This is a genomic window from Deltaproteobacteria bacterium (genome assembly GCA_013151915.1).
Taxonomy (GTDB): Bacteria; BMS3Abin14; BMS3Abin14; order BMS3Abin14; family BMS3Abin14; genus BMS3ABIN14.
The window spans coordinates 16,065-29,182 of sequence record JAADHJ010000016.1 but is presented as its reverse complement, the minus strand read 5'-3'; the positions used below and the strand labels follow the sequence as shown (position 1 = coordinate 29,182).

Below are 13,118 nucleotides of genomic sequence, written 5' to 3'. Positions count from 1 at the left end.
CAGGTTGGTCCCGATCTTGCTTGTAAAATTATAGGCGCTAATTAAAACACGGAGGAATAAATTGTCAAGAAGAACCTCATCTGAAAAACCCGGTGTAAAGAGGAGGAGAACGTCGAACCCCTACAGGGAAACTATCCTTCAGTTCCTCGCCGGAAAATCCACCAGGCCTCTCCTGTCCAGGGAGATTTCTGAAGCTCTTCAGGTCCCACCGGATGAGAAGGGAACCTTTACGAGGGCATTAAATGCGCTGGTCCGGTCCGGTTCGGTAATCCGGATAAAGGGGGGACGCTACGCCCTCCCATCGAGGGTCCATCTGGTAACTGGAACCATCCATATCAACAGCGTGGGAAAGGGCATCCTCGTTCCGGAGGACAATACCGGGGAGGTTGCGGTTCCCCCGACCTATCTTAATTCCGCGATGCACGGCGACAGGGTAATCGTGAGGGTGGAGCGGCCTGCCCGCCATGGCAGACCCTTGGGCCGCGTTATCCGTATTGTGGATCGCGCCCACCAACAGATCGTCGCCTATTTTGAAAAAGCCGGCGATGCATCATTCGGCAGACCTTATGACATCCGTTTGGGTAGAGAGGTTATCATCCCGAAAGGCTCCGAAGGTAAAGCCCTCCCCGGGCAGATGGTGGTAGTGGAGATCACCCGCTATCCGGAACGTGGAATGGCGGCCACCGGCGCTGTGATGGAGATCCTGGGATACCCTGATGATCCGGGGTCGGAAACCATGGCGGTTGTTCACACATTCAAGATCCCCCACCGTTTTCCCAACGCAGCGGTCAAATCCGCCGCTGCGATTACCGGACCGATTCCGAGGGGTTCTTTGAGGAAAAGAGAGGACCTGAGGGATCTTGACTTTGTCACCATCGATGGCACCGGCGCGAAGGATTTTGATGATGCACTCTACGCGACACGCGCCACCAGCGGGGTGATCACCCTGTTTGTGGCCATCGCGGATGTCTCCCATTTTGTCAGGACAGGGTCTCCCCCGGACCGTGAGGCGCTCAGAAGGGGTAACTCGGTCTACTTTCCCGACATGGTCATCCCGATGCTTCCCGAGCGGCTCTCCAACGATCTTTGCAGCCTGAAGCCCCATGTTGACCGGCTGACCTTTACCTGTCGGATCGAGGTTGACCGGGCCGGCAACCTGTCGGACCACCGCCTCTTTCCCGGGGTGATCAGGAGCGCTGCCCGACTGACCTACATTGGGGTGGAGAACTACTTTAACGGAAACGATGGCCCCGATTCGCCCCGGGGACCGGTTGCACAGAACCTCGACTGCCTTCACGAACTCTTCGAACGGCTGGTAAAAAGGCGCCGGGACCGCAACAGCCTGGACTTCGACCTGCCCGAACCTGAGGTTGTCCTGGACAGCCTGGGACATGTGGAAAACATCTACCGCTCCAACCGCTATACCTCCCACAAGGTGGTGGAGGAATGCATGTTGCTGGCCAACGAGGTGGTCGCCAGAATTTTGCGCGAGTCTGATTCTCCGGGAATCTACCGCATCCATGAACCGCCGGATGAAGGACGCATCGAGGAACTCAACCATCTTCTGGCAGCCCTGGGATACCACGTTCCCTCTAAACTTAGCCGTTCACCCCAGCCTTTCAAAAGGATACTAGAAGACTCCAGGGGGAGCGTCAGGGAACGTTTTCTCAACACGGTTATCCTGAGATCCATGATGAGGGCACAGTATTCCACCGTACCGAGCGGACATTTCGGTCTGGCGCTTGGCGACTATACCCACTTTACATCACCGATCCGCCGCTACGCCGATCTCATGGTCCACAGAATTCTCAAGGGGATAATGGAATTCGCAGCCCCTGTACGTCACTCCGACCTGGAAAACATCTGTGCTCACGTAACGGAGACCGAACACATCGCCGAATCGGCCGAAAGGGACATACTTTCGCTGTTCAGAGCCCGTTTCATGGAGAATAAAGTAGGGCAGGAATTTTCCGGGGTGATCTCCGGCATCACAACCTTCGGTTTTTTCGTGGAACTGCAGGAATTTTTCGTTGAAGGGCTGGTTCACCTGTCTTCTCTGAACGACGACTACTACCACTTCAATGAAAGGGAGTTGACCCTCATTGGGGAACACACCGGGCGAATATTCCGAATCGGTGATCCAGTTACCGCCCGGGTCATTCATGTGGATGCTTCACGCCGCCACATCGATTTCGAGACCGTCTGAGACACAATGCTTGAGGGACACCGAATGAAGCGCGCGCCCGCCGGGACTGTTGCCCTGGGATCACCTGGATATCCCAGGCCGCTGTACAAAATCTCCTCACCGCCCGACCCCTTGTATATCAGCGGACAGATAGTGAAAGATGACGACCTGGCGGTAGCAATCGTAGGATCGCGCAGGCCAACCCCTTACGGAATTTCAATGGCGCAAAAACTTGCCCGAAACCTGGTCCGGTACGGCTTTACCATTGTAAGCGGCATGGCCCGGGGCATCGACGCCGCCGCCCACCGCGCCGCGCTCGACACGGGTGGAAGAACCCTTGGTGTCCTGGGATGCGGGCTCGATCAGGACTATCCCCGGGGGAGCATGCCCTTGAAGTCCAGGATCTCACGGCAGGGGGCGCTTCTGACCGAATTCCCCCCGGGGACCAAGCCCGTAAGCTGGAATTTCCCGCGACGCAACAGGATCATCAGCGGGCTGTCCCTTGCGGTGGTCGTAGTTGAAGCCGGCGTGAAGAGCGGGTCACTCATTACCGCCCGCTGGGCCCTCGACCAGGGAAGAGAGGTTATGGCCGTCCCGGGCCGCGCGGACAGCGGCATGTCCCAAGGCACCTTGGCGCTGATCAAGGACGGCGCTGTGCCGGTAGCCTGCGCGGCTGATGTAATCCACTCTTTGGGAATCGAGTTCCCACGGTCCGAACAGGCGTCGCGCCGGCCGTCCAACAGGATAGTCATGGAACTGAACACTAGGCCCATGAGACCGGAAGAGATCGCTCGTGCGCTTAATTGGTCTATCCCAAAGGTCCTCACGGAGCTGTCGCATCTCGAGATCGCCGGGCTGATCGTAAAGAATCCCGGGGGAACCTATTCCATACGATAGAACCCGGAGTCCAACGTCCATCCACCTTCGCTGAAGCTACGGCGCGACAGGGTGTCCAGAGTCCAGAGTCCAGTGTCCAGAGTCCAGAGTCCAGAGGGAAAGGCGGACACGGAGACGCGAAGACGAAGAGCGCATCGGCGGAAGGGCAATATGGGAGTACGGGCGTGGGGGCGTGTCGAGATATCAAAGTATCGAGGTATGGAGGTGTGGAAACCCGGAATAAAAAGATGTTGACAATTTGACCGGCATCCTGTTTAGAACCTAACCATTATGATGAGTCGTAAAAAGTCCATTCGCGGCTTTTTACTCAACGGAAAGCGAAAAGTGTCATCTTCACTTTCCTCACAAATCAACGACTTGCCATGCAAGCCATTGATTTGGGCACCCTCGCCGGGCGCGTTGATGGGTCGTAAAAAGGCTCTTCCGTAACCGTGCCGGAATAAACATAAATCATGATCCGAGGAATCCATGTCAAAATCTCTTATAATCGTAGAATCACCCACTAAAGCGAAGACCATCGGTCGGATCCTTCCCGAGGGATACGAGGTGATTTCCTCCAACGGCCACGTCATTGATCTTCCCGCCAAGGAACTTGCCGTCGATCCGGAAAAAGGTTTCGCTCTAAAAAACAGGGTGATACCCAGCAAGAGGAAGATCCTCAGCCAGATCTCCAAGGCGGCAAGCGATGCCGACAGGGTCCTGCTTGCCTCGGACCCGGACCGGGAAGGCGAAGCCATTGCGGTCCTTATCGCCAGGCATCTCAAAATCCCCGAGGACAAAGTATACCGGGTCCTTTTTCACGAGATAACCAAAAAAGGTATTCTAAAAGCCATTGAGAACCCCGGAAGGCCCGATGAACTGAAGTTTGAGGCCCAACAGGCGCGGCGCGCCATCGACCGGCTTGTGGGGTATAAAGTAAGCCCGGTCCTGTGGAAAAAAATCAAAAGGGGCATCTCCGCAGGCAGGGTACAGTCGGTTGCCCTTAGACTTATATGTGAAAGGGAGAAGGATATTATCGCCTTTTCCCCGGAGAACTACTGGCTCATCTTCTCGCACCTGAAAGCCGACCAGCCCCCGGAGATAAAGGCCCGTTTGATATCCGTCGATAACGAACGGATCGGGGGAACGAAAAACCGCTTGTCGGATGAATCCCATGCCCTGGAGGTTCAGGCCCGGCTCAGGAAAGAGCTCCATTCAATCACCGATATCCAGGTAAAAAAAGTCCATCGTAGTCCCGCTCCTCCTTTCATTACAAGTACCCTGCAGCAGGATGCGGCGAGGAAGGTTCGATTCACAGCCAAGAAGACCATGATGATCGCCCAGCAGCTCTACGAAGGCGTGGCCCTCGGAAATGCCGGAACAACCGGACTGATCACCTATATGCGGACCGACTCCCTTCGTGTGTCGAAGGAAGCGATCGATGGGGCCCGTCAGGAGATAGCCCGCGTCTTCGGCCCGGACCACCTTCCGAAAACCCCTAGGACCTACCGCAACAGGAAGGGTGCCCAGGATGCCCATGAGGCCATTCGCCCCACCAATCCCGAACTGGACCCGAAGACCGCCGCACAATACCTGAATAAGGACCAGGCACGGCTTTATGAACTTATCTACAAGAGGTTTATCGCATCCCAAATGGCGGACGCCATTCTGGAAAAAACCCTTGTGTCAATCCAGGCCGGCCCCTTCGGCCTTCAGGTGGCCGGTCAGGTTACCATCTTTAACGGGTTTACGGCCCTGTACGAGGAGGGAAGGGATGATGAAGCCAACGGAGGTCCTACCCTTCCGCCCATGAAAAAAGGGCAGAAACTTACCCTTGTTGATGTTGAGGTGGAAAAAAAGACAACTCAGCCGCCACCAAGATTTACGGAAGCCACACTGGTAAAGATCCTGGAGGAAAAAGGGATCGGGCGGCCCAGCACCTATGCCGCCACCCTCGAAACCATTCAGAAACGCAGTTACGTTATCAAGGAACAAAGACGCTTTCTTCCCACGACCCTTGGAATGGCCGTGAATGATTATCTCGTATCGAGGTTTCCCCGCCTGGTTGACGTTAAGTTTACCGCCGACATGGAGGATCAGCTCGACAGCATCGCGGAGGGCAACAAGACCTATACCGAAATGCTTTCCGGATTTTACAACCCCTTTACCCAGGAACTTCTGGAAGCGGAAACGGCCGGTGATGCCTATGCCTGGGGTATGACCGACATGCAGTGCCCGGACTGCCAGAAACCTCTTCAGATAAAAATGAGCGGAAAAACCGGGGAATTCCTGGCATGCTCCGGATATCCCGAATGTAAGTTCACCTCCAATTTCAAAAAGGCATCCGATGGAAGCATCGAACTGGTCCAGGAACAGGAGGTTGAGGAGCGCTGTCCCCAATGCGGCAGCCCGATGGTCCTCAGGCAGGGACGTGGCGGCCCCTTTATCGGCTGCACCCGCTATCCCGAATGCCGCGGCACCCTGCCGCTTTCCACCGGGGTACACTGTCCGGAGGATGGCTGTGACGGTGAGCTGGTGGTCAAAAGGAGTCGGAAGGGCCGGACCTTTTACGGCTGCTCCAGTTACCCCAAATGCAAATACGCCCTCTGGGACGAGCCTGTATCCCACCCATGCCCGGAATGCGGGAATACCGTCATGACCCGGAAGGTGACCCGCGGCGGGGAGTATCTGGCTTGTCCCAGAAAGGAATGTAAGTATCGGATGCAGGTGGATGCTTCCGGTTAAGGTTATTGGAGGGGGACTTGCCGGATGTGAGGCCGCCTGGCAGATCGCAAGGAGAGGAATTCCGGTTCACCTGTACGAGATGAGGCCCCTCCGCAGATCCCCCGCCCACAGGACCGGGGACCTCGGAGAGCTGGTCTGCAGCAATTCCCTTAAATCCAACCGTGTCGACAGGGCCGGCGGTCTTCTGAAAGCCGAGCTCAGGCTTGCCGATTCCCTGCTCATCCGGTTAGCTGAAGAAGCCTCCATCCCCGGGGGATCATCCCTGTGTGTCGACCGTCTGGAATACGCTCGCCTGGTAACGGAATCCATCGAAAAAAACGACGGCATCACCGTCTTTCGTGATGAGATGACATCCCTTCCCCCTGAAGGTCCCGCCATCATCGCGACGGGCCCTTTGACATCCGACATCCTCGCCGCCGACATCGAAGGGCTCCTGGGCGAGGGCGCTCTGGCCTTTTATGATGCCATTGCCCCAACCATAGAATCGGATTCCATCGACTGGGAAAAGGTATTCATCCAGGACCGTTACGGGGAACAGGGAGTGGGATCCTATGTCAACTGTCCCCTCCGGAAGGGGGATTACCTGAATCTGGTGGAAGCCCTTCGCACGGGTGCGACTGTTCTTCCTCACCACTTTGAGGAGGAGAACCTCTTTGAGGCGTGTCTGCCCGTGGAGGTTCTCGCCTCGAGAGGCGACAGGACTTTGGCGTTCGGACCCATGAGGCCTGTGGGGTTGTCCGATCCGATGACGGGCCGCAGGCCCTATGCCGTCGTTCAGCTCCGGCCCGAAAACCGGGGTAAAACGCTCTTCGGTATGGTCGGATTCCAGACCAAGCTCAGGCAATCCGAGCAGGAGAGGATTTTCAGAATGATCCCGGGGCTGGAAAGGGCTGTCTTTGAACGTTTAGGAAGTATCCACCGCAACACCTTCATCAATGCGCCGGCCCTGCTGGATCAATTTCAGAGGGCCTCTTCGGCTCCATGGCTGTCTTTCGCCGGGCAAATTACCGGTGTCGAGGGGTATGTCGAATCCATCGCCAGTGGGGCGATGTCCGGAATTTATACCGCATGGAAAATTTTTGGTGGAACCCCCTCCCCGCCGCCGGTTACCACCATGATCGGTGCCCTGCTGGGACGGCTTTCCTTTTCTCCCCGGGGTGGTTTTCAGCCGGTCAATGCCCAGTTCGGCCTCCTGCCGCCCATAGATGGCCCTCCACTTGGCAAGGCAGCTAGAAAAGAGGCCTTTGCCGAAAGAGCACTGGAACATATGAGGGCATATCTGTCCGATGTCCCATCCTGCTAGGGTTGTAAAAAGGCCCTTAAATGGGCGAATTGAGGACTTCGCAAGAAGTCCTCAATTCTGGACATTGAAAATCAAGTGAAATATACTGTTGGTTTACTAATGGCTTTTGGACCGGTTTTCCCTTATAGAGCCGTTTTTAAGCGAACGGGGGGGAAAGTTCCATGCAGGATTGGACATTCGTGGAAAAATACCTTCAGTATCTGTCCGACATACAGGGTGCCTCATCCCACACTGTATCCGCCTACCGGAGGGACCTCAGGGAATATCGACGATACCTTTCCGAAAAGCGGATGGGGCCGGATGCTCCTGAATCGGTCCGTTCCTACGTGGGCTATCTTTTCCGAAGGGGCCTTGCCCGCTCCAGTATGGCCAGAAAGATCTCGGCCGTACGTTCCTGCAGCCGGTACATGGTCAGGGAGGGGCTCATCAGCTTTAATCCGTGCGACGGTATTCCGGCTCCGCGCGGCGGCCGAAGAACACCACGGTTTCTGAACATGGATGAGATCAATGCGCTGCTCGACAGCCCGTCCGGCCATCGGTCCATTGATCTCCGGGACCTCGCCCTTTGGGAGCTTCTGTACAGCTCCGGCATAAGGGTCAGCGAACTGGCGGGCCTGAACCTGTCGGATTGGGACCATGAGGGACAGACCGTGAGAGTGATGGGAAAAGGAAGCAAGGAACGTATCGTCCCCCTGGGCAGGCAGGCCGTGGAGAGGATGAAGGCATACCTGACGGCCACCGATCGGTGGCCACCGGCAAGAGGGGATGCCCCCATTTTCCTGAGCACAAGGGGCACGCGTCTGACGGTTCGCAGTATCCAGAAACGCCTGGAAAAAAGGCTCAGGGCCTGCGGTTTGAACAACCGGGTCAGCCCGCATGTGCTGAGACACACATTCGCCACCCACCTTCTTGACAGCGGAGCCGATATCAGGTCCATTCAGGAAATGTTGGGCCATGAAAGTCTGGAAACGACCCAAAGATACACACATGTGACGCTGGAACGCCTGCTGGATGTCTATGACCAGAGCCATCCAAGGGCATCGACAAAAGGGGAAAAAGTATGAAGGGCACCACTGTACTGGCCATCATGCGGGATGGAAAAGTAGCCATGGGCGGCGATGGCCAGGTCACCTTGGGCGATACGACCATCAAGCATACGGCCCGAAAGGTTCGGACACTGTACCAGGGCAAAATTCTGGCGGGGTTCGCTGGAGCCACCGCCGACGCTTTCACCCTCTTCGAACGGTTCGAGAAGAAACTGGATCAATATTCCGGCAACCTGTCCAGGGCTGCCGTTGAACTGGCAAAAGACTGGCGCACCGACAAGGTCCTCAGACGGCTGGAAGCCCTCATGGCTGTCTGTGACCGGGATGATCTCTTCCTCATCTCCGGCACCGGGGATGTCCTGGAGCCCGAGGGGGGGATTCTTGCTATTGGATCCGGGGGGGTTTACGCCCGGGCGGCCGCCGAAGCGCTTATTAAACATACGGATATGACGGCGGTGGAAATTGTCAATGAGGCGCTTCTGATCGCCTCCGGGATCTGTATTTACACCAACGACCAGATCCACGTTGAAGAGTTGGGTTAAGGGTTCCTATCTTATGACACACAAAAATTTTACCCCGAGAGAGATTGTTGACAGCCTGGACCGGTTCATAATCGGGCAGGAACGGGCAAAAAAATCCGTGGCCATCGCCCTGAGAAACCGATGGAGAAGACGTCAGGTTCCGGAGGAACTAAGGGATGAGATAGCTCCAAAAAATATTATCATGATGGGCCCCACCGGAGTCGGCAAGACCGAGATTGCCAGACGCCTCGCAAATCTGGCTGATTCACCATTTCTCAAAGTGGAAGCCACAAAATTCACGGAAGTGGGCTACGTGGGCAGAGATGTCGAATCCATGGTCCGCGACCTAATGGAGCTGACCATCAAGATGGTCCGTGAGGAACACACCACATCCGTCAGGGAGAGGGCCGAAATACTGGCCGAAGAGAGAACCCTCGAACTGCTCCTTCCCCGCAGCGCCGTCAGGCACACCGGCCCCGAGGAGGAGAAAACCCCGAGCGCAGACACGAGGGAGAAGCTCCGGGCAATGCTTCGCAACGGTAACCTGGACGATCGTGAAGTGGAGATCCAGGTGGAGGAGAGGTCCAAACCTCTTGTTGAGATATTCAGCGGCCCCGGCATGGAGGGTATGGATTTCAATATCAGGGACATGATGGGCAGCCTCTTTCCTGGAAGAAAAAAAACGCGCAAGGTCAGGATTCCTGAAGCGGCCGGAATTCTTGCCGAGGAGGAGGCTCAGAAACTCATCGACATGGACAAGGTAGTCTCCGAAGCCATTGTACGGGTTGAGCAGAACGGCATTATCTTCCTGGATGAGATCGACAAAATTTCCGGCGGAACGGGCGGTCAGGGGCCGGACGTTTCCCGAGAGGGTGTACAAAGGGACCTGCTTCCCATAATTGAGGGGACAACCGTCACCACCAAACACGGAATGATCAAGACCGATCACATCCTGTTTATCGCCGCCGGGGCGTTCCACGGGACAAAGCCATCGGACCTGCTGCCGGAACTTCAGGGGCGTTTCCCAATAAGGGTGGAGCTTGACCCGTTGACACGGGAGGATTTTGTCCGCATTCTCACCGAGCCTGAAAACGCATTGATCCTCCAGTACACCGAGCTTCTCCACACCGAGGGGCTGGAGCTCTCATTCTCTTCCGATGCAATCGAGACAATCGCGCGGATGGCCGAGGAGGTTAATACCCGTACCGAGAATATTGGAGCCAGGAGGCTTCACACAATCATGGAAAAGCTTCTGGAGGAGGTATCTTTTACCGCCCCTGATCTCACGGACGAGAAGATCAGTATCGATTCGCAATACGTTCGGGAAAGGCTGGCCGATGTGGTCGGAGATGAGGACCTCAGCCGATACATCCTTTGACCTGTAGCCTGGATTCATGACTTCGCAAAAAGTCATCAAAGCGCCCTGTAATGAGCGCCCAAATCAATGGCTTGCAACGCAGGTTATTGATTTGTGAGGAAAGTGAAAATGACACTTTTGCTTTCCGTTGAGCAAAAAGCCACGAATGGACTTTTTGCGACCAAATAATAGAGTGGAAGAAAAATGAAACGTGCGCTGTTGGTAGAGAGCAAGAATATCCACAGACAGGCCCTTAGGGACCTTCTGTCCAGTGAGGGTTTTTCCATCCAGGAGGCTGCCGACGGCCAACAAGGTATCAGCGCCGTGAGGAGTTCGGACCCCTTCGATCTCGTTTTTCTCGCTGACAGGATGCCGGGCCTGTCCGGAACGGACACCCTCATCGCCATGCGGAAATACAGGCCCGGACAGCCTGTTATCATGCTGATGGGAAGGGAGGACCGGAAGGCCTCCGCTCTGGCCTTGGCCAGGGGAGCCGCGGATATCATTCAGAAGCCGTTCAATTCCGAGGAGGTCCTGCTCGCCGTCAGAAACGTCATGGAAAAGAGCCGTCTGAAAAGGAGTGGGGAAAAACAGTTCGAACGCCTTCGCCTCCTGGAAATGCATGCTGGTCAACTGACCTCCTTTAGAATGGATGAATTCCTCCAGGAGGATATCATCCGCGAGGACAAGTTCCTGAAGAAGACCCTCCATCTGATGGCAGATGTGATGGAGACCAGGAAGGTATCCATGATGCTCCTGGACAAAAACGGTAAGGAACTCATGATGGCCCAGTCAACCTGGATGAGCCCGGAAATCATGCAGTCCATCCATCAGCCTGTTTTAAAAGGGGTCTCCGGATGGGTCGTCCGAAACGGTAAGCCGGTCCTTATCAAGGATGTCAACACGGACAAGAGGATAAAGCTGGCCCGGTTTTCAAAACAGTATGACTCGCCTTCCTTTGTCTGCACGCCGTTGCTTTTCAACAAGAAGGTGGTAGGTGCCATCAGTGCCAATGACAAAATTGATGGAAGTGTCTTTACCGAAAGCGATCTGGCCATTCTCAACACTTTCACGCATCTTTTGTCCATGGAAATCGCCAATCTGTCCGTGAGCCGAAAGATCGAGAGGGAAAACCTGAAGCTGACGTTTATCAACAACGTCGTTTTCGCCATGGCCGCAAGCGACAGCTCGGAGGAGATCTACCAGAGCCTGGTGGACAAGATAAGGACGAACCTCAGGGCGAACCTTTGCGTTCTGCTGACCCTGGAGGACCAGGGTGATCGACTGGCCATCTGCGCGGTAAGTTCAAGATCGGACGTTTCCCTCAGGCCGGAACCCTTCGCTCCCGGAACGGGAATATTTGCAAAGGTCCTGGAAACGGGGAAATCCGTAAAGATAAACAATGCCATGGAAGGTGATGGAGTAGACAGGAAAGCCGACCTGCTTGGCTGCATTCAGGCCGACATGATCGCTGCCATGCCTTTGAAGCTGAAGGGAAGCATCATCGGGATTCTGGCGTTTTACGACAGGGAAGACGGCCGGCCATTCGATGACTGGGATATGGAGATTCTTGCCTCATTGGCACCCCACGCATCCATGGGCCTGAAAAACGCATGGCTTTATCAAAACCTTACCCGAAGCATCGACGAGGTCGTTGCCACGGAAAGGAAGCTTGATGAGGCCACACGGTCGGCAACGGAGAAGACCCGGGCATTGTCCAGGCTTCAACAAAAGATGACTTCGTAAGAAGTCATCAACGCGCCCACTTACGGGCGCGCAAATCGAAGATTTGTGAGGAAAGTGAAAATGACACTTTTCGCTTTCCGTAGAGTAAAAAGCCATTCATGGACTTTTTACAACCATATCAAAATTAGATGACTTCGTGAAAAGTCATCAACGCACCTACTTAAGGGGCGCGCAAATCGAAGATTTGTGAGAAAAGTGAAAATGACACTTTTCGCTTTCCGTGGAGTAAAAAGCCATTAAGGAACTTTTTACGACCCTGTCAATGATGACTTCGTGAAAAGTCATCAACGCACCTACTTAAAGGGTGCGCAAATCAATGACTTGCAACGCAAGTCGTTGATTTGTGAGGAAAGTGAAAATGACACTTTTCGCTTTCCGTGGAGTAAAAAGCCATTGATGGACTTTTTACGACACTACCAAATAGAAAGTCAGGCAATGAAAAAACTCATAGAAAAGGCAAACGTACTCCTTGAGGCACTCCCCTATATCAAGGCGTTCCGGGGTAAAACCGTCATCGTCAAGTATGGCGGTCATGCCATGGTCAACCCAACCCTTCGATCCAGGTTTGCCGAGGACATTATTCTGCTTCGATATATCGGCATCAAACCCGTGATAGTCCACGGAGGGGGCCCCCAGATCGGGCAGACTCTCTCCAGGATGGGGAAAGAAAGCCGTTTCGTCCACGGACACCGCATCACCGACGAGGAAACGATGGATATCGTCGAAATGGTCCTTGGGGGGAAGGTGAACAAGGACATCGTAGCCCTCATTCAGAAACACGGCGGGCGTGCCGTCGGCTTGACCGGCAAGGACGGCGGGCTCTTTACCGTGGAGAAGATTATGTTCGAGGGAACACCGCAGAAGGACGGCCCCCCCGAGATCATCGACCCGGGCAGGGTTGGCAGGGTCCGGAAGGTCGATCCTGAGATCATCAGAAAGATGGATGACAGCAATTTTATCCCGATCATCGCTCCTGTGGGGATGGACGAAGAAGGGTACACCTACAACGTAAACGCGGATTCAGTCGCCGGGTCTCTGGCCGCGGCCCTCCATGCGGAGAAGCTTGTCCTGATGACCGACGTACCCGGGATTCAGGACGAGGCAGGCAAGCTCATCTCATCGCTTTCCATCAAAAACCTCAGAAGCTTCATGGAGAAGGGGACAATCCATGGAGGGATGATCCCCAAGGTTGAAGCTGCGGCATTCGCCCTGGAAGCAGGGGTCCCCAAGGTCCATATCCTTGACGGACGTATCGAGCACGCGATTCTTCTTGAGATTTTCACCCAAACGGGAATCGGGACGGAGATCGTCCAGTAGCGCATTTTCAGGAGCGGGCCAA

The 13,118-nt window shown here is 55.1% G+C and carries 9 protein-coding genes; all 9 read left to right on the top strand.

What is annotated here, in order from left to right:
• Positions 1-61: 61 nt before the first annotated feature.
• Positions 62-2,206, top strand: a complete 2,145-nt coding sequence (gene rnr, locus GXP52_03535; GenBank protein ID NOY86359.1) for a ribonuclease R — start codon at positions 62-64, stop codon at positions 2,204-2,206.
• A gap of 6 nt (positions 2,207-2,212) precedes the next feature.
• Positions 2,213-3,082 (top strand): DNA-protecting protein DprA, encoded by an 870-nt coding sequence (dprA, locus tag GXP52_03530; GenBank protein NOY86358.1) that lies wholly within the window; start codon positions 2,213-2,215, stop codon positions 3,080-3,082.
• Between the two features lie 468 nt (positions 3,083-3,550).
• Positions 3,551-5,806: a type I DNA topoisomerase gene (topA, locus tag GXP52_03525; GenBank protein ID NOY86357.1), complete on the top strand. Its 2,256-nt coding sequence runs from the start codon at positions 3,551-3,553 to the stop codon at positions 5,804-5,806.
• Positions 5,793-7,109, top strand: a complete 1,317-nt coding sequence (locus GXP52_03520) for a methylenetetrahydrofolate--tRNA-(uracil(54)-C(5))-methyltransferase (FADH(2)-oxidizing) TrmFO (GenBank protein ID NOY86356.1) — start codon at positions 5,793-5,795, stop codon at positions 7,107-7,109. Before topA ends, GXP52_03520 begins: the two co-directional genes overlap by 14 nt.
• A gap of 161 nt (positions 7,110-7,270) precedes the next feature.
• The gene (locus tag GXP52_03515; GenBank protein ID NOY86355.1) at positions 7,271-8,173 is read left to right on the top strand and encodes a tyrosine recombinase XerC; all 903 of its coding nucleotides are present in this window, start codon (positions 7,271-7,273) and stop codon (positions 8,171-8,173) included.
• Complete coding sequence (gene hslV, locus GXP52_03510; protein ID NOY86354.1) at positions 8,170-8,697, top strand: ATP-dependent protease subunit HslV; 528 nt, start codon at positions 8,170-8,172, stop codon at positions 8,695-8,697. The genes GXP52_03515 and hslV overlap by 4 nt, the downstream gene beginning before the upstream one ends.
• 13 nt (positions 8,698-8,710) lie before the next feature.
• A complete protein-coding gene (gene hslU / locus GXP52_03505) occupies positions 8,711-10,054 on the top strand; it encodes an ATP-dependent protease ATPase subunit HslU (GenBank protein NOY86353.1) in 1,344 nt (447 codons plus the stop codon).
• A gap of 183 nt (positions 10,055-10,237) precedes the next feature.
• The gene (locus tag GXP52_03500; GenBank protein ID NOY86352.1) at positions 10,238-11,779 is read left to right on the top strand and encodes a GAF domain-containing protein; all 1,542 of its coding nucleotides are present in this window, start codon (positions 10,238-10,240) and stop codon (positions 11,777-11,779) included.
• A 435-nt stretch (positions 11,780-12,214) separates the two neighbouring features.
• A complete protein-coding gene (argB, locus tag GXP52_03495) occupies positions 12,215-13,096 on the top strand; it encodes an acetylglutamate kinase (protein ID NOY86351.1) in 882 nt (293 codons plus the stop codon).
• Positions 13,097-13,118 lie beyond the last annotated feature (22 nt).

What these genes read in the sequence shown, in the direction of transcription:
- argB (NOY86351.1), top strand. Translation starts at nt 12,215, where the DNA reads ATGAAAAAACTCATAGAAAAGGCAAACGTACTCCTTGAGGCACTCCCC.
- topA (NOY86357.1), top strand. Translation starts at nt 3,551, where the DNA reads ATGTCAAAATCTCTTATAATCGTAGAATCACCCACTAAAGCGAAGACC.
- dprA (NOY86358.1), top strand. Translation starts at nt 2,213, where the DNA reads ATGCTTGAGGGACACCGAATGAAGCGCGCGCCCGCCGGGACTGTTGCC.
- hslU (NOY86353.1), top strand. Translation starts at nt 8,711, where the DNA reads ATGACACACAAAAATTTTACCCCGAGAGAGATTGTTGACAGCCTGGAC.
- hslV (NOY86354.1), top strand. Translation starts at nt 8,170, where the DNA reads ATGAAGGGCACCACTGTACTGGCCATCATGCGGGATGGAAAAGTAGCC.
- GXP52_03520 (NOY86356.1), top strand. Translation starts at nt 5,793, where the DNA reads ATGCTTCCGGTTAAGGTTATTGGAGGGGGACTTGCCGGATGTGAGGCC.
- GXP52_03515 (NOY86355.1), top strand. Translation starts at nt 7,271, where the DNA reads ATGCAGGATTGGACATTCGTGGAAAAATACCTTCAGTATCTGTCCGAC.
- GXP52_03500 (NOY86352.1), top strand. Translation starts at nt 10,238, where the DNA reads ATGAAACGTGCGCTGTTGGTAGAGAGCAAGAATATCCACAGACAGGCC.